Source organism: Candidatus Dedyshia acidiphila, assembly GCF_051025295.1.
Taxonomy (GTDB): Bacteria; Acidobacteriota; Terriglobia; order Terriglobales; family Acidobacteriaceae; genus KBS-83.
Map to the genome: position 1 here is coordinate 1 of NZ_JBMGJV010000031.1, position 21880 is coordinate 21880.

The window sequence follows — 21880 nt, forward strand, 5'->3', positions numbered from 1 at the left end:
ATCCCGCGTCTTCAGCGCAGCATAGATCGCGCGGTGCTCGGCCAATGCGGCCTCCTGGCGATGCACGAGGCGCGTGCGCTCGCTGAATTGGTGAAACAACGGCGAGAACATCCCCGCCCACAGCTCGCCCACAATCGACGCCAGCACATCGTTCCCTGAGGCACGCGCTATCGCCACGTGGAACTTCTGATCCGCCTGGCGGCTGTGTTCGCCGCGCGCAATCACCAGCTCCATCTCCTCGATCGTTGCCGATACCGCCTCCAGATCGAGCGCGCTCGCCCGCTGCGCCGCCTCCGCCGCAATCTCGCCTTCGATCAGGATCCGCGCGTTCAGCAGCTCGATCGGTCCCGGACCCGTATCGACCGAGGGCGCTGCGATCGAATCCCGCTGCCGGACATACGATCCCGATCCGGTCCGGATCTCGATCAGCCCCGCGATTTCGAGCGCGATCATCGCCTCGCGCACCGTCGGCCGGCTCACCCCGAGCTGCTGCGCCAGCACCTTCTCCGAAGGCAGCCGCGCGCCCGGCGTGATCGATCCACTCTGGATCTGCTTGCGTAAGCTGTTCGCGACCTGCTCATACAGCCGCTGATTCACAATCGGTTCGAGTCCCACGCCCCTATGCTGCCACACCCCAAGGTATCCCGGTGCGAACGAGAAACCTGTCTGACCCCTTGACTGCCGTGTTGTTGCGGGAGTACGGTGCCGTCCGCAAGCTAAGCCGCCCCTTCCAAGGCGTCCTCCGCAGAGAGGACAGGCGGCAATTCCACCTTTCGCGAGGGGCAAGTGATGAAAAGACAGAGCAAAATGCGGGGTCGTCGGTATGCCACGGCAGCGGGCGCGATGTTCGCTGCCATTCTCGCAACGCAGCCGCAGGCGCGCGCGCAAGCCACCACGGCCAACCTGGTCGGCACGGTGACGGACAGTAGCGGGGCGGCACTGAGTCATGCCCACGTCACGATCACCGAGCAGAACACCGGCCAGACCTACCAGACCGAGACCAACGACAGCGGCAACTACCAGTTCAGCTTCTTGCCGCCCGGCATATACACCGTCAAGATCGCAGACACGGGCTTCTCGTCGGTGGAGACGCGCGATGTCTCTGCCAGCGTGAACACGACGAATCGCACCGACGTGCAATTGAAGCCCGGCAATACCTCGCAGACTGTGACGGTGACCGACATGGCTCCGGCGCTGCAGACCGACCGCGCCGACGTTAGCGCGCAGATCGAAAGCAAGCAGATCAGCGATCTGCCGGTCGGCAACAGCCGAAACTTCCAGGCACTCGAATCGCTGGTTCCCGGCGTGAGCGCTCCGATCTACGATCACTCCTCGTTCTTCGACGCGCAGAACTCGCAGTCATTCGACGTGAACGGACAGGCCGAGACGGCAAACAACCTGCAGCTTGAGGGTATCGATGACAACGAACGCACCGGCCTTCTGCAGGTCTACATTCCGCCAGCCGCGGCCATTCAGACGGTTGACGTAGAGACCAGCAACTACGCGCCGGAGTTTGGACGCGCTGCCGGCGCGGTGACCAATGTCGTGCTCAAGAGCGGCACGAATCAGTTCCACGGATCTGCGTACGAGTTCAACGAGGTAAGCGCAACCGGCGCGCGCAACTACTTCAACCGCACGGGGAAGTTTCCTCGTTTCACGAATAACTACTACGGCGCGACTCTGGGCGGTCCCATCTTCAAGGACCGCACGTTCTTCTTCGGAGACTTTCTCCGGTATGCGAACCATTCCAGCCAGTTCAATCTGTTTTCTGTGCCAACAGCAGCGTTTCGCAACGGCGACCTGAGCAAGAGCCCGAGCGCGATCTACGATCCGGCGACAGGTGCCGCGAACGGCACGGGGCGCACCCAGTTTGCGGGCAATCAGATTGACCCATCGCGCTTTAGTCCGGTCGCGGTGAAGCTGCTGGCGCTGGTGCCGCTGCCTAACGTGGCCGGCTCCGGCCAGGTAAACAACTACCAGGAGAACGTCGGTTTCGACCAGGACTCGACGTCGTACGATCTCAAGCTCGACCAGCGACTCCGTGCGGAAGACCACCTGACGTATCGCTACAGCTACCAGAAGGTGACCACGTTGCAGGCACCCGCGTTCGGACAGTCGGGCGGTCCCGCGAACGGCGGCTTCCAGGGCACCGGCACGAACCACACGTACAACACGGCGGGCGAGTACACGCATGTATTCAGCCCACGGCTGCTGACCAGTGTGCGCCTTGGCGTGAACCACTACCGAAACACGGCCCGGCAGACGGACTACGGCACCACCGCCTCGGATCAGATTGGCATTCCGGGTGTGAACGTGAGTGCGTTCACCAGCGGCCTTGCGTCGATCAATATCCCCGGCTACTCCAGCCCATTGCTCGGTTACAGCGCGAGCATTCCGTGGGATCGTGGCGAGAGCAACATCGATGCGGCAAATAGCTGGAACGACATCATCGGCAATCACGCGCTGAAGTTCGGCTTCGAAGTGCGCCGCGTGCGCGATGACCTGACGCAGGGGCAGACCTTCTCTCCACGCGGCATCTACAACTACGGCGAAGGGCAGACGGCGACCAAGGGCGAGAAGACCAGCTTCGGCAACGATTTTGCGAGCTTTCTGCTGGATGTGCCAAACCAGGTCGGTCGCGACGTGAACGTGGGCGCTGCATCGTGGCGGCAGACGCTGTATTTCGCCTACGTGCAGGACACCTGGCAGGCGAGTAAGAATCTGACATTGACCTATGGCTTGCGCTGGGAGATGTACCCGCCGGCAAAGCCGGAGCGCCGTGGCGGCTTCTCGCAGTACAACCCGGCAGACAACACATTGCTCGTCTCCGGCTACGGCGCGGTGCCGGACGATCTTGGCCTGCCGCTGCGCAGCACCGACTTCGAGCCGCGGTTGGGGCTTGCCTATCGCATCGGCTCGCGCACTGTACTGCGTGCCGGTTACGGCATCAGCCACACACCATTCCAGGACAACAACTACGCCTTCAACTATCCGGTGCGGCAGAACATCTCCTTCGACTCGACCAGCAGCGCGTTGCCTGCCTTGCGCGGCGATGGCTCGCCGGCAACGCTCGAGAACGGCTTTCCGCCAGCGCCGGTTGCGGTGATTCCAAGCAACGGCATCCTGGCAGCCCCGCTCAGCTCGTCGTACAACGTTGTAAATCCGCAGTACAAAGACCCGTACGTGATGAGCTACAACGTCACGCTGGAACGCGACATGGGGAAGGGCTGGGTGGCAGATTTCGCGTACGTCGGCAACCTCGGCCGCCACATCCCCGGCTACTACAACATCAACGCCGGCCTGATCGCGGGCGCCGGTGCGAGCGGGCAACCGGAGTACGTGGCCTTCAAGCGCACGGCGACCACCAACATCATGGGCAAGGGGACGAACAGCAGCTACAACGGTCTGCAGTTGCGTGCGACGCACCGCTTCCAGAATGGCCTGAGCTGGACGAGCGGCTTTGCCTGGCAGAAGTCGCTTGGCTACGTCTCGACCGGAGGCGGGCTGGGCAGCTTCAACTTCTACCTCGATCCGCAACGTGACTACTCGCGGCTCAACTGGGATCGCCGCATCACCTATGTGCAGAGCCTGATCTACGCTCTGCCCTTCGGCGCCAAGCAGCGCTTCCTGCAGCAGGGGCCCGCAGCCTGGGCACTGGGCGGCTGGCAGTTCAGCACCGTGCTCAATGCGGACACTGGCACCCCGCTCTTCCTCACCGCAAGCGGCAGCAGTCTAAACGCGCCGGGCAATACGCAGGTGCCGAACCAGGTGAAGCCGTTCCACAAGCTAGGCGCGATCGGTGCCGGACGACCGTGGTTCGATACCACCGCGTTCACGCAGCCGACCGTCGCTGCCTACGGGAACACGCCGAAGAACGCCTACTCGGGTCCGGGCCTGTTGACGCTGGATGGTTCGCTGTTCCGCACCATCCCGCTGCACGAGTCGATTGCGCTTCAACTGCGGGCGGATGCGTTCAACATGCTGAACCATCCGAACTTCGCCAATCCGACCGTCAGCCTGACCAGCACCAGCTTCGGCCAGGTGACGAGCACCGCCGGTTCGAGCCCCCGTGTGCTGCAGTTCGCAGCTACGGTAAGCTTCTGATCGCGAACGCGAACGCAGCAGAGTGAGACACACAAGAGGAGCAACGATGGGAGTGACACGACGGCAGCTGATGACCGGGATGGCTGCAGCAGGTGCAGCCGGGATGGTCTCTCCGTTGTTACAGAAAGCGATGGGCGAGATCGTCGGCCCGGCAGTGCTGTACCCGCCGATGGATCTGTCGCTCTTCGATGTGCCCGTGCACCGCGGCGCGTGGGACCTGAAGGTCGGGTGCGCCGCGATCACATGGGGTGGCAAGGATGCCGAGGCAGTGCAGCAGATCGCGGCTGTCGGCTATCCCGGTATTCAACTGCGCGCGAACGTGATCCAGGAGCATCCCGATCCGAAGACGCTGGCCGCAGCACTGGCCGAGCACAAGCTCACCCTGGTGGCGCTCTCGAGCGGTTCGACGCCGCTCGATCCGGCAAAGGAGAAGGACACAATCGCCGAGCACGCCGAGCACGCGAAGTATCTGCAGGCTGCCAACGGCAAATACCTGCAGATCATCGGGGCGGGGAACTACGACGGTAAGCAGACCTTCACGGCGGCCGACTACAAGCGACAGGGGCAGATGCTGACAGAGATCGGCAAGCGCGCTGCTGACTACGGTGTGCAGGTCGGCTTCCACAACCACATGGGGACGATCGGTCAGACGCCGCAGGCGACCGACGCGATCATGGCGGCGGCGGACCCCAACTACGTGAAGCTCGAGCTCGACGTCGCGCACTACCTGCAGGGTGGTGGCGACCCCGCGACGGCGGTGCGGCAGTACAACCGGCGGCTGCTCTTCCTCCACCTGAAGGATGTGATCGACTCGCCAGGTGCCCGCGGTGGTTACCAATTTGTGGAGCTGGGCCAGGGCAAGGTCAAGTTCAAGCCACTGTTTACTGCGCTCGAGGCGATCCATTTCCGTGGCTGGGGAGTCGTGGAACTTGACGGAGAGAGACCGGGCGCAACCCGCACACCCGAGGAGAGTGCGCGCATGAGCAAGCAGTATCTCGAGACGATGGGGGTGCAGGTATGAGCGGCTGCCCGTTTCGTCTGGCGGTGATCAACGACGAGATCACGCAGGATTTTGAGAAGGCCTGCTCGATCGTGGCGAAGGACTTTGGCCTGAGCTGGATCGAACTGCGCGGGATGTGGAACAAGAACATCACCGAGCTGAACGCGAAGGAAGTCGAGGACGCGCGCAAGATCCTCGAAGAGCACCGCCTGCGCGTGACCGATATCGCCAGCCCGCTGTTCAAGACGGATTGGCCTGGCGCGCCACGCTCGAAGCAAAGTGAGCGTCGCGACCAGTTCCATGCCGATTTCGACATGACGGCGCAGGACAAGCTGCTCGACCGCTGCATCGAGCTGGCGAAGGCGTTCCGTACCGACCGCGTCCGCTGCTTCGATTTTTGGCGCCTCGACGACCAGGCCCCCTATCGCGCCGCGATGGACCAGAAGCTGCGCCAGGCCGCGGATCGTGCAGCAAAGGATGGCATGATCCTGCTGCTCGAAAACGAAATGAGTTGCAATACGGCCACGGGCGCTGAGTCGAAGCGCACACTGGCCGCGGTTACAAATCGTAACTTCATGCTGAACTGGGACCCGGGCAATGCAGCGGCCGCGGGCGAGTACCCGTACAGCAAAGGGTGGGCGTTTCTACCGAAGGAACGCATCGGGCACTGCCATGCCAAGGATGTGGTCGAAAAAGGCGATAAGCACGAGTGGGCGCCGGTAGGTGATGGCGTGTGTGACTGGCCGGGACAGATCCGTGCACTACAGAAGATCAACTATCACTACGCCATCAGCCTGGAAACACACTGGCGCGGTGCGGGAACACCGGAAGCGTCAACACGCATCAGTATGGCCGGCCTGAAGAAGGTGCTGGCCGGGGCTGGAGCGCAGTGCTAGCAAGCAATCACGAGCAGGACAGGAGAGGAATGAGCACACGACGGGAGTTTCTGGGGCAGGCGGGCGTCGGTCTCGCGGCGGCGGCATTGCTGCCCACGGCGCGCGCACTGGGAGCAAATGATCGCATCCGCATCGGGCTGATCGGGGCGGGTGACCGCGGCCTTGAAGATCTGAAGAACGCGCTGAAGCAGCCGAACGTGGAATGTGTCGCTGTGGCGGATATCTACAGCCGCCGCCGCGATATCGCGAAGCAGGTCGCTCCCAACGCGCAGCTCTACCACGATCCGATGAAGCTGCTCGAGAGCAAGGATGTGGACGCAGTCATCAATGCCACGCCGCTGCATCTGCACAAGAAGTACTTTGTGGCGAGCCTCGACGCCGGTAAGGACCTCTACTCCGAGAAGACGATGACGTGGGACATTCCAGAGGCGGTGGCCTGCCGCAAGGCGGCTGCGGCGTCAAAGCAGGTGGTGCAGATCGGCCTGCAGCACGAGAGCTCGGGAGAGCTCAAGGATGCGATGCGCTGGGTGAAGGACGGTCGCGTCGGCAAGGTAGCAAGCGTCGATGCCTGGATGAGTCGCAACACGCCCGTTGGGAAAGGGCAGTGGGTGCGGCCGGTGCCGCCGGACTGCAATCCGGATCACGTGAACTGGAGCCTGTTTCTGGACGGCCGCAAGGAAAGTAAGTTCGACGGGTACAAATACATCAACTGGCGTCTGTTCTGGGAGTTCTCTGGCGGCAATGTGACGGAGAACATGGTGCACCAGATTGCCTGGATCATCACCGCGCTCGATCTCGATGTCCCGCGCGCGGCAGCGATGACGGGCGGCGTGTTCTCTGAAAAGGACGGTCGACAGGTGCCGGACACCATCATGGCCTCGCTCGAGTATCCGGACATGCTGGTCAACTGGCAGTCCACGTTCAGCAATAGCCGGTACGGGCTGGGCGAGCACATCCTCGGCGATAAGGGAACGATCCAGCATGTCTCCGGATCCAACGACATGGTGACCGGGCGCTCCTCTTCCTCCATCGATTACATGCCGGAGAAGATCAACAATCCGGATGCGAACGTGGAGAAGGGTGAGTCGAAGGACACCGATCACATGGCTAACTGGTTCGAGTGCATCCGCGATCGCAAGCAGCCGAATGCGCCAGTCGAGATTGGCTACAAGTCAGCGATCGCGGCGCACATGTCGAACCTCGCCTACCGGCAGAAGCGGCGCATCACCCTGGAAGAGGCGATGAACATGCCACGCGAGGCCTACCTCTAAGCAGACTTACTTTGGCTGAACTCCCTCGGGCGGCGGACGCGTGCTTAAGGCAGCACGACGATCTTGCCGCCCGCCTTGTTTTCCTCCATCACACGATGCGCCTCGACGATCTGATCCAGTCGGAATGTCTTGCCGATCTGAATCTGCATCGTTCCGCCTGCGATCTGCTCTGCAAGCTGTTCGAGCGGTGTGCGCATGAAGTCCTCCGACTCGCCGGCATAGACCGTGAGGCAGACTGCGGTCGGAATCGAGCCCATTGGCGAGAACTGGTCGAACGACCATTTGTTGCCGACGATGCCTGTCATGCAGACGATACCGCCCTGCTTCGCGCACCGCAGCGAGTCTTCGAGCGTGGTCACGCCGATCAGTTCGAGAACCTTGTCGAAGCGTGCGTCTTCATCAAGCTGTTTGGCGATTACGGCATCGTCCACCAGCACCTGGTCCGCGCCGCTTGAGCGCAGCAGATCACTATGGGCTGGATTGCGGGATGTCGACGCAACGAAGCAGCCATGGTTGTGCGCAATCGCTGCAGCTGCCAGTCCCACGGATGTTGTGCCGCCGCGCACCAGCAGCCGCTCGCCCTTCTGGAGTCGCAGCGATCTAAAAAGCGAGCCCCATGCGGTCTGCAGCATCTCCGGCATTGCACCTAACGTCTCCCACGGCAGCTTGGTCCGAATCACCTGCACCTGGTTCGCGGGCACGCAGGTGTACTCGGCGTAGCCACCGTCGAACTGCCGTCCCAGGCCGCCCATCGCGGTCGCGACCACATCGCCTGGCTGGAACTCACCACCGGGCGCCTGTTCCACCTCGCCCACTGCCTCGATCCCCAGCACCCGCGGCAGCTTCACATTTGGCGAGTGTCCCTGCCGCGTAAACATCTCCGAGCGGTTCAGCCCGAAGGCGCGCACCCGGATCAGAACCTGTCCCGACTCAGGTTTGGGGATCGGCAACTGCTCGATCTGGAGTGCCTCCGGACCACCGGGTTGACGCAGGACAGCAGCCTTCATCGTGCTCATCAGGAAGATCTCCTTTTACAAACAGTGTTGTTCAGCTTCGCTGGATGTTGCTGATCGCCCCAGAGAGTGGATGCGGAAAGGTGTCACAACTGTGCAAAGATCCCGGGGACGCTAGCGGCCGACGCGCACCTATACTTGCGGGACGATGATGGGCAACGCCCTGCGCTTCCTCTGGAACGCCACGCGCGGTCACCGGCTCCGCCCGTGGCGCAGCGAGTACCTGCGCTGGCGCATCGAAACCTATTCCGGCCGCAGCGCGCACTCGATTGATGCACGCAGTTTCTTCGCCTTTATCTGGCAGGAGAAATGGCAACTGCTGCGCTTTCTGCACTGGTCGGGCCAACTGGGCCAACGCAAGCGCTAGCAGCACTGCTGAATTCGGAGTCAGACGGCTCTGCTGCTGCATCTGTACCTATCAGTTTGGCAGGGCAGGTAAAGCTGCTCGCCCGGCCCCCGGCGATAGATCCAACGACAAGAGGAGCAGAGCGCAAGAGCATGGCGGAAGCGACAGCCCCGACTACCGCGTGGAAGCCCAGGGCCAATCCCTGGGCGATTGCCGCAACGGTCGCAATGGCCGCGTTCATGGAGGTGCTCGACACCTCCATCGCGAACGTGGCGCTGCCGTATATCGGCGGTGGCCTGGGCGCCAGCCGCGACGAGAGCACCTGGGTGCTGACGACCTACCTCGTGGCGAACGCCGTCGTGTTGCCGATGGGCGGCTGGGCATCCAGCGTGATCGGACGCAAGCGCTTCTTCATGCTCTGCCTGATCATCTTTACGTGCGCGTCGGCCCTGTGCGGCATCGCACCATCGCTGGGCTTGCTGCTGATGTTTCGCGTGATCCAGGGAGCGGGCGGCGGCGGTCTGCAGCCCATGGCGCAGGCCATCATGGCCGACTCATTTGAACCGAGCAAGCGCGGCCTCGCCTTCTCGCTTTATGGCCTGGTCGCCGTGCTCGCACCATCGATCGGCCCCACGGTGGGCGGCTGGCTGACGGATAACTACAGCTGGCACTGGATCTTCTACATCAATATCCCGATCGGCATTCTGGCTCTGTTCCTTGTCAACAACATGGTTGAGGACCCGCCGTATCTCAAGCCAGATCGCGCCAACTTCTTCCGCGTCGACTACATCGGCGTCATCTTGCTGGTGGTGTCGATGGGCTCGCTCGAGATCACGCTTGACAAGGGCGAGGAGTGGGACTGGTTCGGATCGCCTTGGATCCGCTTCTACGCTCTGAGCTTCGCTGTCTCGTTCGCGGCGCTGATTTTGTGGGAGCTGCGGACCAAGCGCCCGATCATGGACCTGAGACTGTTCAAGTACAAGAACTTCGCCGTCTGCGCGTTCCTGATGCTGATCACGGGTGGCATCCTGAATGCGGCCACGGTGCTGCAGCCGCAGTTCACGCAGCAACTGCTGGGCTACACGGCCACTATCGCCGGGCTCGCGCTCTCGGGCGGCGGCCTGATCCTGCTGGTCGCGATGCCGCTCGCCGGACTCGCCGTGTCGCGCTTTCCCGCACGCAACCTGATCATCTTCGGCTTCGTGCTCTTCGTGCTCGGGTACACCTATTCGGCGACGCACCTGAATTTGGGGCTCAGCTTCGGCTTCACCTCGTGGCTGCGCATTGTGCAGATCTGCGCCATTCCGTTCGTCTTTATCTCGATCACGACCGCCGCGTACTTCGGCATCCCGAGTGAGCTGAACAACCAGGTCGCCGGCCTGATCAACTTCACCCGAAACATCGGTGGGTCCATCCTGATCTCGCTGACCGGCGCCTTTGTTACGGAGAGCGCGGCCTTCCACCAGGCCACCCTTATGCCGCATGTGGGCGCTACCAGTAGTGCCTACCAGCAACAGTTGCAGTCCGTGACCGGAGCCCTGACCCCGCACCTTGGTCGTGCGAACGCCATGTCCGGCGCGGCAGCCAGAATCTATGGGGCGCTGCAACAGCAGACCCAGGTTCAGGCCTATGTGGATGTGTACTTTACGCTGGCCGCGGCCTCGGCCATCATGGTTCTGCTCACATTCCTGCTCGACCGCAACGACCCGCGCAGCGGCCCCAAGCAGGAGATTGCAGCACACTGAAACCTGCCTCGGAAGACCCGCCCGGGCATCTGCCGAACGGCGGGGCATGTTACTCTGCTCTCATACACTTAGCGTGGATACGAAAAGAACAGAGCAGAGAGGTTAGCGTGCTGGCAACAGAGAAAAAGAGTGAAGTGATCTCCCGCTTCCGGACTCACGAGTCCGACACTGGGAGCCCCGAAGTACAGATTGCGATCCTCAGCGAGCGCATTGGCGAGCTGACGGAGCATTTCAAGACTCATAAGAAGGACCATGCCTCCCGCCGCGGGCTGCTGATGCTGGTCAGCAAGCGTCGTCGTCTGCTGAATTATCTGAAGACGAACGACTCAGTCCGCTATCGCGACGTCATCGGCAAGCTCGGCATCCGCAAGTAAGCGCGTCGCCTTGTCATCTCGCCACGCGTGCACCGAGAGAGCAGGCAGGGAACCCGGTTCCTTCGCCGCTCTCACCCTTCGTCCGCTCGCCTCTCTGGCTGAGCCGGCGCCGCGTGCTGCCCTCCAACCTGCGCCAGCGAAGCGATCGATCCCTTCCGGGGTCGATCGCCTTGTTGTGCGCCACGTGCTGCATCGCCGGGAGCGTCTCCTGCTCCTGCGCCGCACAGAAATGAGGAACTCATGAAGCAGGAAGTTACCGTAGAGCTTGCCGGCGGCAAGCAACTCACCTTTGAAACAGGCCGCATGGCCAAGCAGGCTCCAGGCGCAGCGCTGGTCCGCCAGGGCGACAGCGTTGTGCTGGTCACCGCAGTCGCGTCGGCCGAACCCCGCGAGGGCATCGATTTCTTCCCGCTCACCGTCGACTACCGCGAGTACACCTACGCGGGTGGCCGCATTCCCGGCGGCTTCATCAAGCGCGAAGGCCGTCCCAGCGAGAAGGAAGTCCTCACCTCCCGGCAGATCGATCGTCCGATCCGTCCGCTGTTCCCGGAGACCTTCCGCAACGAGACCCAGGTGATCGCGCTTGTCCTCTCCGCGGACAAGGAGAACGATCCCGATGTCATCGGCATCAACGGTGCCGGTGCAGCGCTGGCATTGTCTGACATTCCCTTCGGTGGCCCGGTCGGCGCAGTCCGCGTCGGTCGCATCGGCGATCAGTTCGTCATCAATCCGACCTACGCCGAGCGCCACGAGAGCACGATCAACATCATGGTCGTCGGCACGCGCGACGGCATCGTGATGGTGGAGAGCGGCGCCAAGGAAGTCAGCGAAGAGATCGTCGTCGACGCGATCGACTTCGGTCACGCCGAAGTGAAGAAGATCATCGCTGCCATCGACGAGCTGGTCGCGAAGGCCGGCAAGCCGAAGCGTGCGATCCCGGCGCTTGATATCGATCACGCCTATCTGTCGGAGCTCGACAACAAGATCGGTGCGCGTCTGCGCGATGCACTGGACACCAAGACACACGCGAAGACTGAAAGCTACGCGATGGTGAAGGCGATCAAGGACGAGCTCGCGAAGGAGCTGCCTGCCGATCAGCCGGATGCCAAAAAGAAGTTGAGCAAGTACTACGAACTGCTGCGCGAGACCATCTTCCGCGATCAGGTCACGAAGGACCGTGTTCGTCCGGACCGTCGTGCATTCGATGAGATCCGTCCCATCTCGATCGAGACAAGCGTGCTGCCCCGCACGCACGGCTCGGCACTGTTCACCCGTGGCGAGACGCAGGCCCTGGTCACCGTCACGCTGGGCACGACGGACGACCAGCAGCGCCTGGAGACGTACGAGGGCGAGCAGAAGAAGCGCTTGATGCTTCACTACAACTTCCCGCCATTCTCGGTGGGCGAGACAGGCCGCATGACCGGCGTAGGCCGGCGTGAGATCGGTCACGGCGCACTGGCCGAGCGCGCCATCTCTGGCGTGCTGCCGAGCCAGGATGAGAGCCCGTACACCTTCCGCATCGTCTCCGACATTCTTGAGTCGAACGGCTCTTCGTCGATGGCCAGTGTTTGCGGCGCAAGCCTTGCGCTGATGGATGCGGGCGTTGCGCTGAAGGGCGCAGTCGCTGGTGTCGCGATGGGCCTGGTGAAGGAGGGCGAGCAGTACGCCATCCTGACCGACATCGCCGGCGCAGAAGACCACTACGGTGACATGGACTTCAAGGTCGCCGGCACGCGCAATGGCATCACCGCGCTGCAGATGGATATTAAGATCAGCGGCATCACCGGCCAGATCATGCGCGAGGCAATGGAGCAGGCGCGTCGCGGCCGGCTCTTCCTGCTGGACAAGATGGATGCCGAACTGAACAGTGCACGCGAGACGCGCTCCAAGTTCGCACCGCGGATTCACACTCTGCAGATTCCGACGGACAAGATTCGCGACCTGATCGGACCGGGCGGCAAGGTCATCCGCGGCATCATCGATGCCACGGGTGTGAAGATCGACGTCGACGACACGGGCCGCGTGAACGTGGCCTCAAGCGACGAGGTCGGCCTGACCAAGGCACTGGGCATGATCACCGATCTCACGGCTGTGCCCGAGATCGGAAAGACCTACCTGGGCAAGGTGGTTCGCCTCGCCGAGTTCGGCGCGTTCATCGAGATCTTCCCCGGCACCGATGGCCTGCTGCACATCAGCGAAATCGCCGAGCATCGCGTCAAGGATGTGAAGGACGAACTGCGTGAAGGCGACCAGGTGATGGTCAAGGTGCTCGGCATCGAGGGCAACCGGATCAAGCTGTCGCGCAAGGCGCTTCTCAAGGAACAGCGGCAGAAGCTTGGCCTTCCCGAAGCAGACGCGGGCGGCAGTGACGAGGGTGGCGCAGCGCGTCCTCCGCGTCCGGAGCGCACAGAACGCCCCGAGCGCGCAGAGCGGTCGGAGCGGGTCGAGCGGCAGCCAAGCTCCAACGCCAGCACCATCACAATCGAAGGCGGCGACGAATTCGAAGAAGGCGGTGAAGACGGCGAGGAGTTCGACGAGGAGAACGAGCCGAACTTCAACCGTGCAGACGATGCAGCCGCACCGGCAGCTGCGCCGCGCAATGGCGCTCCGGCAGCAGCAGCGGGTGGCGATGCAGCACGCCGTCGCCGGCGTCGCGGCCGCGGTGGCCGTGGCGGCGGTGCAGGTGCCCCCGCGGGCGGTGGTGCCGGCGGTCGTCGCTAACAACAGCAGTCACTGAACGAGAACCAAACAAGGGCTACGCCTCACGCGTAGCCCTTGCCACATATGCGACCCTCCTCAAAGATCGGGTTCGTTGCGCTCGCGCTGCTCTGGGGTTCGGAGTGGCTGCTGGGCGCGCTGCTGCCCGCACCGCCTCCGCTGGCCGGGCTTGCCCTGCGTTACGGCATTGCTTCGCTGCTGCTTTTCCCATTCCTGCTGCACCGAGCACGCCGTTTGACCTTCGGGCGCGCGCTGCTGTGGCCGATGGCAATCGGAATCGGGCTTCTGTGCCTGCCACAGTGGCTGATCGTCCTCAGCGCGCAGCATCTCCCTGGAGCCTTTCCCATCGCGGCGCTCGCGGCTGTGCCCGTGCTGCTCGGGGCTGCAGGAAGACTTCAGCTTGGGACCGCGCTCTGCGGCTTCGCGGGTGTGCTCTTTCTGACCGGCGCTGCGCTGGAGCTTTCATGGCGCGAGGTCCCCTGGCTACTGTGTGCTCTCGCGGCCGCGGCAGTGCTGGCGGTTTCGCTGGTGCTGGCCGAATCGAAAGCCGCCGGATCCAGCGTCCTGCTCCTGCTCTGGAGCGGGACGACGGCATCGGCGATGGTGCTTGTACTGGCTGCACATCTTGTTGGCGAGCCGATCATCTGGTGCACGACGCTCGTTGGCGCCTCTGTAATCGGGGCCGTGCTGATGACGCTCGGCGGCTATGGTCTGTTTTTTGCCTTGCTGCCTCAACTCGGCGCGGCTCGGCTCAGTACCCTCACCTGGGCGCAGCTACTGGTCGCGACCGTCGAGTCGGCACTGATCGAACACATCCGGCCCACTTGGGAAGCGGGACTGGGAGCCGTGCTGATCGGAGCGGCGCTGGTGCTTGCCCTGCGCTCCGGTCCACCCGGGGACGACCTGCCCGGGGCTGGGTTGATACTTCAGATGACTCAGCGGTAACGAGTGGACCGCCCGCGGGCACCTTGGAGTACACTTCTGGCGTGGCAGCGTCCCTCTACATCGTCGTTGAAGGTGATGACCCCGGTTACGATATCTTCGTAAACGGCCGGGCGCTTGCGCGCAATGAAGATGCGCTCGAGAAGCTGGCGCATCGCCTCGGCGTTCGCCCAATTCTCGACTTTTTCTCCGCGGACGAGAACTCGATGGCCCTATTGCTTGAAGAGGGCGCGGGCGATCCGGAGTGGGCCAAGACCCTGCCGCCGCCGCAATGGTTTGCTCCTGAAGATGGTCTGATCACGGTTTGCACGCTCATCGATTTCCTGCGCGATCATCCGCTCGCCCTAGGCACCGAGACTGGCGAAGTGTTGAGGGAGACCGAGGAGTTCGAGCGTGTGCTGCGCAAGACAGCACAGCGCCATCTGCGCTGGCAGCTTGCTGTGAGCTGGCGCTAGCCGTTTGCAGTCCTTGCTACACAGTTCTTCCAGATCACTTCGAGCGATGCTGGCCTACAGCGCGGTGCTTGCGCCGATCGTTGTCTTCTATTCGCTTCTGGCGCTCACCGTTTCTGATCTGCCCTTTCTGGACGACTACCTCTCGGTCCTAAACTTCCTGAATGCCCATGTGGTTCTGCCCACGGTTGGCATGCGCATCGGACACCTGCTCACGACGCAGCACAATGAATATAGGCTCGTGTTTGAGAGCGCCATCTTCTGGCTGCAATATGACTTGATGGGTGGTGTGAACTTTCAGGTTCTGTGCGCGCTGGGCAACATCTTCGTATTGCTGATATTCGTGCTTCTGTGGCAGGTCTCTTTCCCTGGAACCAGCCAGGAGGTGCGGGCCATGCTGCTTGTGCCGGCGGCTTTCTTTCTCTTCCAGCTGCAATACGCATCGACACTCAACTGGGCGATGGGCGGATTGCAAAACCTCCCCGTCCTGTTTTTCGCATTTCTTGCGCTAATCCTGCTCACGCGCGATGGCTCACTCGATCAAACGCGAGTCTTCTTCGCATGCGCGGTGATCGCCGTACTGCTGGCCATCGCTTCATCCGGAAACGGCTTCATCGCCGGGTGTGTCGGCGGGCTGATACTGCTGCAGAGAAAGCAGCTTGCTCGCCTGTTGGTCTGGAGCGGCGCGATCGTCCTGGCGTTTGCGGCTTACCTCTATCGGTACGACTTCCACCTCGCACAATCTCACCCACCGAGAGGCCCAGCCCCATTTGCGGTTGTTGAGGCAATCCTTTACGCGCTCTCGTTTTTAGGCGCATCCGCAGCGAGAACGCAGTCTGCTATTCCAGCGACCCTGCTGGGAGTTGCGCTCTGCGCAGCCTTTGCGTGGATGACGCGGCGGCGGTTCTGGGAGAGAAACGCTGCTGTGTATTTCATCTTCGTCTTCCTGCTGCTCAGCGCGCTGGGCGTGGCGTTCTTGCGCGGACCAGAAGGGCTGCTTCAGAGTCTCGCATCCCGCTATCGCATCTACTCGAATCTTGCACTGCTCCTCACTTATGTCTTCGCCGCGAATGAGATCAAACGCACCCAGTCGAAAGCAAGCTTAAGAACCTTCCTTCTGCTCAGCACGTTTGCTGGAGTGGTATTTTGCGTAGCGAGCGACTTCGCCGGTTACCACTATCTGAAGCAGCGACGCGACGAACTCAGACTTGGCATGAGTGAGTGGCAGGGAAGTGGGGCGACTCTCGCTGTCGCAGGCTCGCCGGATGACATTTTGGAGCGGCATCGACGCGCGGGCATCTACCGGCCGATCCCAGGGGTCTTGAAGGAATCGGAACGGCTGGGCGTCTACTCGGTTCCAACTTCTCGGTAGGAGAGCTATTGCGGCGCGCAATAGCGCCTCATCAGCTCTTCCAAATGCCCATGACACGACGCAGCAGGATCAGTTCACCAATGTGATAACTGGTGTGCGCCGCAGCGAGCAGCACCTCCCGCAGCAGCGTCTCGCCCTTCTGGCCCCATGGAATCGTGGCGTACAGGTTGCTATCTGGAGATTTGACCAGCGACTCGAAGCTGGTCAGATCCGCCTCTAGGCCGGATACAGACCTCTCCCACGACTGGTCATCCGACGGCCTCGGCTGCTTTGGCCAGTAATCGTCCGGCCACCTCAAGTCGACATAGTCGGAGTTGGTAGAAAACTCCAGGAGGTCGTGCACAGCAATCCGCATGTGCTCGACCAGTTGCCAGGCCGAGTAAGGCAGCCCTGCGGGCTGCTCCCCGGTGCGTTCAAGCGGAAAGCCCTTGACTGCATCAGCAAACGTCGCATGCGCGCTACCACCCTTGAGCAGCGTCACCAACTGCATTCGTAAGACTGTCTCGTCTGTCTCCGCCATGGTTATGCTCGCCTCTAGCCATACGATGCATCGCCTATGCCATAGGCGCAGCTTTCTCAGAATGTCCGGTCGAGAGTTGCCGTCAGTTGGCGGAGGGAAGAAGCTGCTGGGAGGGCAGATAGGCTGCCTCCTCAGAGAGACCCGCGTTGCGGGAGCGCCGCGAGGCTTCCAGGCAAAGCAGAACATAGGCAGCGTACTCGTACCGGGGCTGGATCATCGGATTGATGGCCGTCATCATCAGGTAAAGCACGAGAAGATAGGCCGGGTTGTTGCGCAGCATCAGCTTGCGCGCGAGGAACAGGCCGACAAGCAGAGTGGTCAGCAGCAATGTGTGGATCTGCATGAAGATCTGATCTCGCCAGTTGAGGAAGTCCTCGAAGAAGTACTGGTAGATGAAGTAGTGCGGCGAAGCCCAATGCCCCAGGCAGTTCATGAGGATCTTCGGCAACACCACGAGAGGAAACCCGAAGACAGCCTGAATTCGATCCAGCAGAACGATGCTGCTTCCCTGGGCTGCCTGCGTGAGAAGCGCGGAGAAATAGCCCGGGACGAGCCGATAGACCACGCTGTAGCCGATAGTGAATGCCAGAACTGTGGCGGCCACTCCCCAGCCGCGACGGTTCCGGAACGGGCTCAGCCGTGATTCCAAGGCAATGTAGATCAGCAGGACCAGCACCTGCTGCCAGCGTGCGAACAAAGAAAACACGATCGCCGGAATCAGGAAGGCGAGGCGGAAACGTTTCGCGCGCGTGTAGCGAACGAAAAAGATCATTCCCGACAGGGCGAAGATCTCCTTGTTCAAAGTGATCAGCGCCGCGATCAGAAATGGGTTCGCCATCATCAGCAACAGGAAGGTGACCCGATTGAATTCCGGCATCGCGGCCAGAAGCCAGATACAGATGCCAAATAGAAGGCAATTTGAGAGCGCCACGTTGAAGTCGGTTCGCAGCACGACCGCCTGAAGAACCGGGCCAAGAAGATTTGCCGCGGCATCGGTCTCCGGGCCGGCCTTCTGGGTGTTCGCTCCCGCCCGGACGCCACTGGCGTGCCAATAGGTCTCGGCATCCGCAGCAATGGTGGGCTGGAGTGGAAAATTCGCGACTGGCGCGATGGTCTCAAAGAAGAGGAAGAACGAGAAGATCAGGTAGATGACAAGCAGGAAAAGAACCAGCCACACCCCGACTCTTCGCGGCGCGAAGAGGGCCGGCATATCGCCGTGGAGCGTCTCTGGCACACTTCCCATCCACATCATCTTAATGGGAATGGACGGCTGACTTCTGAGCAGGTCCTCGCTTAGCGGCTGGCGAAGATATTACCCAGACGGCGAACCTCCGCGCCGACGCCGCGCAGCTTCTCTTCAATACGCTCGTAGCCGCGGTCGATGTGGTAAACGCGATCGAGGATGGTCTCGCCCTCTGCCACCATTGCGGCGAGCACCAGCGAGGCGGAGGCGCGCAGGTCTGAGCACATCACCGCAGCCGAGGAGAGCGCCGTCTTGCCGCGCACCGTGGCGCTCCGTCCATCCACGCGGATATTCGCGCCCATGCGGGCCAGCTCCTGCACGTGCATAAAGCGGTTCTCGAAGATGTTCTCGATCACCACGGAGGCGCCCTCGGCTTGCGTAGCCAGCGCCATGTACTGCGCCTGCATGTCGGTCGGGAAGCCGGGGTACTCTTCCGTGCTCACGTCGGCGCCGCGCAGCTTGCCCTCGCTGCGCACGCGGATGGAGTCGCCCTCAATATCGAGCCGGACGCCGCACTCCTGTAGCTTGCTGATGACCGAGCCGAGGTGCGCCGGGTTGCAGTGCGTCACCTTCAGATCGCCGCCCGTGATGGCGCCGGCCACGAGGAATGTTCCTGCTTCGATGCGATCCGGATTGATCCGATGCCGCGTGCCGTGCAGCTTGTCGACACCCTGAATACGCATGGTGCTGGTGCCGGCGCCCTCGATCTTCGCGCCCATCGAGATCAGCATCGTGGCCAGATCGGTGACCTCGGGCTCACGCGCGCAGTTCTCCATCAGCGTTTCGCCTTCGGCCAGCACGGCAGCCATCAACAGGTCTTCGGTGCCGGTTACAGTGATCTTGTCGAACGCAATGTGAGCGCCCTTCAGCCGTTCGGTGCGTGCCTCCAGATAGCCGTGCTCCTGGGTGATGGTCGCTCCCATGGCTTCCAGGCCCTTGATATGCAGGTCGATCGGGCGCCCACCGATCGCGCAGCCGCCTGGCATCGCAACCCGGGCCAGCCCGGTGCGCGCCACCAGGGGCCCCAGCACCAGCGACGACGCACGCATGGTCTTCACGATCTCGTACTTGGCGACAGGATCAGACAGCAAACGGCAGGAGATCGCCGTGCGGTGCTGCGCACGTCCGTAGCCCAGTTCCACTTCGGCGCCCATCGAAACCAGCAGCTTGCGCTCGGTCTCGATGTCGCGCACCTGCGGAATGTTCTCGAGGATGACCTCGTCTTCGGTCAGGATGGCGGCAGCCATGCAGGGAAGAGCTGAATTCTTCGCGCCCGAAACGCGAATAGAGCCGAGCAGCGGATTGCCGCCGCGAATGACGAACTTTTCCATGACGACCGGAGACTCCTCGGAGCTTGACCACTGACGATTTCTCCCAGTGTACGAACGACCGCGCACGTGCTCCAAGCAAAGGAACGCAGGATTCCCGGGAAGTTGTAGCCGAATGTATCGGGTTAGTATCGGTCGCATCCACGCACATAGGCCTCCAGGGTCGCTGGAGGCCTATGCGGTGCACTTGCGCGAGGTAAGGTCAGAGCTCGAGGACGGTGTCTTCGATGGCCAGTCGGACGTTGCCGTCGGACTTGGCCAGGCGGCGGACTGCCTCCGGCTTGTCGACGCCAGCCTTCAGCATGACGAGGGCGATGGGCACACTTTTACCCGCGGATTTGATCGTCTGCACGGCCGTTTCCCGGTCCACCTTGCAGGCGCGCATCAGCACACCAATGCCGCGCTCGACCAGCTTGGCATTGTGCATGTGCACATTCACCATCATGTTCTCGTACACGTAGCCGAGCCGGGTCATCGCGCCGGTGGTGATCATGTTCGTGATCATCTTCTGCGCGGTCGCGGCCTTCATGCGGGTAGAGCCGGAGATCACTTCGGGCCCAACTTCGGCCACAATCGCGATATCCGCCACGCCGGAGAGCTCCGTGCCCTGGTTGCAGGTGATCGCTGCGGTGTAGGCGCCACGGGCGCGCGCGTACTCCACTGCGCCGACCACGTAGGGTGTACGGCCCGAAGCGGAAAGCCCGACCACCACGTCCTTGCGGGTGGGCCGGCGACGGGCGATGTCGCGCTGCCCAAGCTCGGGTGAGTCTTCGTTGACCTCGACCGCGGAGGCGACGGCCTTGGGACCGCCGGCGACGATGTACTGCACGGCCTGGGGCGGCGTTGAGTATGCGGGCGGGCACTCCGAGGCGTCGAGCGCAGCAATGCGGCCGCTCGAGCCAGCGGCGACGTAGATCAGGCGACCGCCATCGCGCAGGGCACGGGCGACGGCGTCGATGACCTGGGCAATCTCCGGAAGCGCCTTCTTCACCGCCCCGGCAATCTTGCTGTCCTCGTGGTTGATGATGCGAGCGATCTCAAGCGCCGACTTGGTGTCGAAACCCTGCGAGGCAGAGTTCGCGCTCTCCGTGAGCAGCTCGTGCATCTCACGCGCGCTCGGGGTGCCAATGGCCCCCTCGTCTTCCTCGTTGCTCATGCGTGTCGTGGGTGTCAGGGTAGCCATGGGTGTCGTGTCCTGCTCAACTCCTCCATTTTAACGCTCGCGTTACAAGGCGGATGCAGAAAACCGCGAGCCAGGGTTACCGCGGCGCTTCGCTGACAGATGCTTGGTACCGCCGGTCACCCGGACTGTTGGGATGCATTCTGCGTGCGAAGGATTGCATGGCGCACGGCATCATGAAAGCGTGGACGAAACGTTCGGATCGCCTGATTCATGCGGTCCGGCCACGTGCGATTGCTAAGCAGCGCGACGGCCACCTGAGCATGGCGATCGATCCACAGCGATGTGCCGGTAAAGCCAAGATGACCAATGGAATGCGTTGAGAAGAGCGTGCCTGAGGAGGAGGGCGCCGTGGGAGTATCCCAGCCCAGTGCTCGCGAAGAGTTTGCCGGCTCGCTCGAGCGCTGCGAAAAGAGGTCGATCGTTGATGGCGCGAAGAGTTGCCTGCGGTCATCGATTCTGCCGTCCATCAGCAGGCACGCAGCCAGACGCATCACATCCGGCACATTCGAGAACAACCCAGCGTGACCGGCAACCCCGCCCATCACGAAAGCATTCTCATCGTGAACCTCGCCCTGCACCACGCGATGGCGGAAGGTCAGATCGTCCTCAGTCGGCGGGATCGCACCCCTTACCTCTGATCTCGGACAGTACTGAGCGCTGCGCATACCGAGCGGCGCAAAGATCTCTCGCGCGCAGAACTGGTCGAGCGGCTCTCCTGTCGCGAGCTCCATCCAGCGTCCGAGCAGGATGAAGCCGAGGTCGGAGTATTCGGCACGCGTGCCCGGGTCCGCTGCCAGCGGCTCGTGTAGGCATGCCTCGATCAGATCCTCTCGCTCGCCCACACACTCAAACAGCCGCACATAGCCGGGCAGCCCGGACGAGTGATCGAGCAGCATACGGAGCGTGACGCGCGCGCGTCGCGGATCGCCCCCCGCGAACTGCGGAAGCCGCTCAGCCACGGGCTCATCCAGCCGCAGCGCTCCTCGCTCGCACAGCAGCATGGCCGCTGCTGTTGTCGCCATCACCTTCGTCAGGCTGGCGACATCGTAGACCGTCTCCGCGGTGACCAGCCGCGCGTCAGCCGCATAGGTGAATCGGCCGGCGGCTGCACTCCATTGCTGAAGGTGTCCATCCTCTGCGGGCCAGAGCACACCGTAGGCGCAGCCCGGAAACACTTGCTGCTCGATGGCCTCATCAGCGAGGGCAGCGGCCTCTGCGAACAGTGCGGACTCAGGCTCAGATCTGGACACGTTTTCTCCTGCCATCCTGCTCTCCCGGCGGTCGCGGGTCTGCAAACGACGACGTAGCTCCGCACATGATCTTGCCACGGTACGAGAGCGCTATCGACGAAGCCGCACGCTGCGTCTATAACG

At 62.4% G+C, this 21880-nt stretch carries 18 protein-coding genes; 11 read left to right on the plus strand and 7 right to left on the minus strand.

What is annotated here, in order from left to right; genetic code table 11:
- Positions 1-615, minus strand: a 615-nt coding sequence (locus AC5IJH_RS12950; protein ID WP_491903246.1) for a FadR/GntR family transcriptional regulator, incomplete at its 3' end; no start/stop codon positions are given.
- Positions 616-789: 174 nt separating this feature from the next.
- On the opposite strand from AC5IJH_RS12950, the gene AC5IJH_RS12955 reads away from it, so the two are divergent.
- From AC5IJH_RS12955 to AC5IJH_RS12970, 4 genes are read left to right on the plus strand one after another with little or no spacing between them, the layout of a single operon-like run.
- Positions 790-4104, plus strand: coding sequence for an outer membrane beta-barrel protein (locus AC5IJH_RS12955; protein ID WP_491903247.1), 3315 nt, complete (start codon positions 790-792; stop codon positions 4102-4104).
- A 46-nt stretch (positions 4105-4150) separates the two neighbouring features.
- The gene (locus AC5IJH_RS12960; RefSeq protein ID WP_491903248.1) at positions 4151-5125 is read left to right on the plus strand and encodes a sugar phosphate isomerase/epimerase family protein; all 975 of its coding nucleotides are present in this window, start codon (positions 4151-4153) and stop codon (positions 5123-5125) included.
- The gene (locus AC5IJH_RS12965; RefSeq protein WP_491903249.1) at positions 5122-6000 is read left to right on the plus strand and encodes a sugar phosphate isomerase/epimerase family protein; all 879 of its coding nucleotides are present in this window, start codon (positions 5122-5124) and stop codon (positions 5998-6000) included. Before AC5IJH_RS12960 ends, AC5IJH_RS12965 begins: the two co-directional genes overlap by 4 nt.
- Positions 6001-6029: 29 nt before the next feature.
- The gene (locus tag AC5IJH_RS12970; RefSeq protein ID WP_491903250.1) at positions 6030-7271 is read left to right on the plus strand and encodes a Gfo/Idh/MocA family protein; all 1242 of its coding nucleotides are present in this window, start codon (positions 6030-6032) and stop codon (positions 7269-7271) included.
- Positions 7272-7315: 44 nt separating this feature from the next.
- On the opposite strand, the gene AC5IJH_RS12975 is transcribed toward AC5IJH_RS12970, so the two are convergent.
- Positions 7316-8287 carry a zinc-binding alcohol dehydrogenase family protein gene (locus AC5IJH_RS12975; protein WP_491903251.1) on the minus strand — a complete coding sequence of 324 codons (972 nt, stop codon included), beginning with the start codon at positions 8285-8287 and terminating at the stop codon, positions 7316-7318.
- 145 nt (positions 8288-8432) lie between these two features.
- Here AC5IJH_RS12975 and AC5IJH_RS12980 point away from each other — a divergent pair, with 145 nt between their 5' ends.
- The 7 genes from AC5IJH_RS12980 (at position 8433) to AC5IJH_RS13010 (ending at position 16233) form a co-directional block, all read left to right on the plus strand.
- Positions 8433-8651: a hypothetical protein gene (locus AC5IJH_RS12980; RefSeq protein WP_491903252.1), complete on the plus strand. Its 219-nt coding sequence runs from the start codon at positions 8433-8435 to the stop codon at positions 8649-8651.
- A gap of 131 nt (positions 8652-8782) precedes the next feature.
- Positions 8783-10375: a DHA2 family efflux MFS transporter permease subunit gene (locus AC5IJH_RS12985; protein WP_491903253.1), complete on the plus strand. Its 1593-nt coding sequence runs from the start codon at positions 8783-8785 to the stop codon at positions 10373-10375.
- A 107-nt stretch (positions 10376-10482) separates the two neighbouring features.
- Positions 10483-10749 carry a 30S ribosomal protein S15 gene (rpsO, locus tag AC5IJH_RS12990; protein ID WP_491903254.1) on the plus strand — a complete coding sequence of 89 codons (267 nt, stop codon included), beginning with the start codon at positions 10483-10485 and terminating at the stop codon, positions 10747-10749.
- Between the two features lie 240 nt (positions 10750-10989).
- A complete protein-coding gene (pnp, locus tag AC5IJH_RS12995; protein ID WP_491903255.1) occupies positions 10990-13470 on the plus strand; it encodes a polyribonucleotide nucleotidyltransferase in 2481 nt (826 codons plus the stop codon).
- 63 nt (positions 13471-13533) lie between these two features.
- Positions 13534-14412 carry a DMT family transporter gene (locus AC5IJH_RS13000; RefSeq protein ID WP_491903256.1) on the plus strand — a complete coding sequence of 293 codons (879 nt, stop codon included), beginning with the start codon at positions 13534-13536 and terminating at the stop codon, positions 14410-14412.
- Between the two features lie 41 nt (positions 14413-14453).
- Positions 14454-14864 (plus strand): hypothetical protein, encoded by a 411-nt coding sequence (locus AC5IJH_RS13005; protein WP_491903257.1) that lies wholly within the window; start codon positions 14454-14456, stop codon positions 14862-14864.
- 46 nt (positions 14865-14910) lie between these two features.
- The gene (locus AC5IJH_RS13010; RefSeq protein WP_491903258.1) at positions 14911-16233 is read left to right on the plus strand and encodes a hypothetical protein; all 1323 of its coding nucleotides are present in this window, start codon (positions 14911-14913) and stop codon (positions 16231-16233) included.
- A 31-nt stretch (positions 16234-16264) separates the two neighbouring features.
- On the opposite strand, the gene AC5IJH_RS13015 is transcribed toward AC5IJH_RS13010, so the two are convergent.
- The 5 genes from AC5IJH_RS13015 to AC5IJH_RS13035 form a co-directional block, all read right to left on the minus strand.
- Positions 16265-16753 (minus strand): DinB family protein, encoded by a 489-nt coding sequence (locus AC5IJH_RS13015; RefSeq protein ID WP_491903259.1) that lies wholly within the window; start codon positions 16751-16753, stop codon positions 16265-16267.
- Between the two features lie 82 nt (positions 16754-16835).
- Positions 16836-17996 carry a hypothetical protein gene (locus tag AC5IJH_RS13020; protein ID WP_491903260.1) on the minus strand — a complete coding sequence of 387 codons (1161 nt, stop codon included), beginning with the start codon at positions 17994-17996 and terminating at the stop codon, positions 16836-16838.
- Between the two features lie 50 nt (positions 17997-18046).
- A complete protein-coding gene (gene murA, locus AC5IJH_RS13025) occupies positions 18047-19327 on the minus strand; it encodes a UDP-N-acetylglucosamine 1-carboxyvinyltransferase (protein WP_491903261.1) in 1281 nt (426 codons plus the stop codon).
- Between the two features lie 199 nt (positions 19328-19526).
- Entirely contained in the window at positions 19527-20507 is a 981-nt protein-coding gene (gene murQ, locus AC5IJH_RS13030) for an N-acetylmuramic acid 6-phosphate etherase (RefSeq protein ID WP_491903262.1), read from the minus strand.
- 116 nt (positions 20508-20623) lie between these two features.
- Entirely contained in the window at positions 20624-21757 is a 1134-nt protein-coding gene (locus tag AC5IJH_RS13035) for a serine hydrolase domain-containing protein (protein ID WP_491903263.1), read from the minus strand.
- Between the last annotated feature and the right edge of the window lie 123 nt (positions 21758-21880).

Excerpts from the sequence above, each read along its gene's own strand:
- AC5IJH_RS12975 (WP_491903251.1), bottom strand. The coding sequence starts at position 8,287 with ATGAGCACGATGAAGGCTGCTGTCCTGCGTCAACCCGGTGGTCCGGAG.
- AC5IJH_RS12955 (WP_491903247.1), top strand. The coding sequence starts at position 790 with ATGAAAAGACAGAGCAAAATGCGGGGTCGTCGGTATGCCACGGCAGCG.
- AC5IJH_RS13015 (WP_491903259.1), bottom strand. The coding sequence starts at position 16,753 with ATGGCGGAGACAGACGAGACAGTCTTACGAATGCAGTTGGTGACGCTG.
- AC5IJH_RS13020 (WP_491903260.1), bottom strand. The coding sequence starts at position 17,996 with ATGGGAAGTGTGCCAGAGACGCTCCACGGCGATATGCCGGCCCTCTTC.
- AC5IJH_RS12970 (WP_491903250.1), top strand. The coding sequence starts at position 6,030 with ATGAGCACACGACGGGAGTTTCTGGGGCAGGCGGGCGTCGGTCTCGCG.
- AC5IJH_RS12980 (WP_491903252.1), top strand. The coding sequence starts at position 8,433 with ATGATGGGCAACGCCCTGCGCTTCCTCTGGAACGCCACGCGCGGTCAC.
- murQ (WP_491903262.1), bottom strand. The coding sequence starts at position 20,507 with ATGGCTACCCTGACACCCACGACACGCATGAGCAACGAGGAAGACGAG.
- AC5IJH_RS13000 (WP_491903256.1), top strand. The coding sequence starts at position 13,534 with ATGCGACCCTCCTCAAAGATCGGGTTCGTTGCGCTCGCGCTGCTCTGG.
- AC5IJH_RS12960 (WP_491903248.1), top strand. The coding sequence starts at position 4,151 with ATGGGAGTGACACGACGGCAGCTGATGACCGGGATGGCTGCAGCAGGT.
- AC5IJH_RS12965 (WP_491903249.1), top strand. The coding sequence starts at position 5,122 with ATGAGCGGCTGCCCGTTTCGTCTGGCGGTGATCAACGACGAGATCACG.
- pnp (WP_491903255.1), top strand. The coding sequence starts at position 10,990 with ATGAAGCAGGAAGTTACCGTAGAGCTTGCCGGCGGCAAGCAACTCACC.
- murA (WP_491903261.1), bottom strand. The coding sequence starts at position 19,327 with ATGGAAAAGTTCGTCATTCGCGGCGGCAATCCGCTGCTCGGCTCTATT.
- AC5IJH_RS12985 (WP_491903253.1), top strand. The coding sequence starts at position 8,783 with ATGGCGGAAGCGACAGCCCCGACTACCGCGTGGAAGCCCAGGGCCAAT.
- AC5IJH_RS13010 (WP_491903258.1), top strand. The coding sequence starts at position 14,911 with ATGCTGGCCTACAGCGCGGTGCTTGCGCCGATCGTTGTCTTCTATTCG.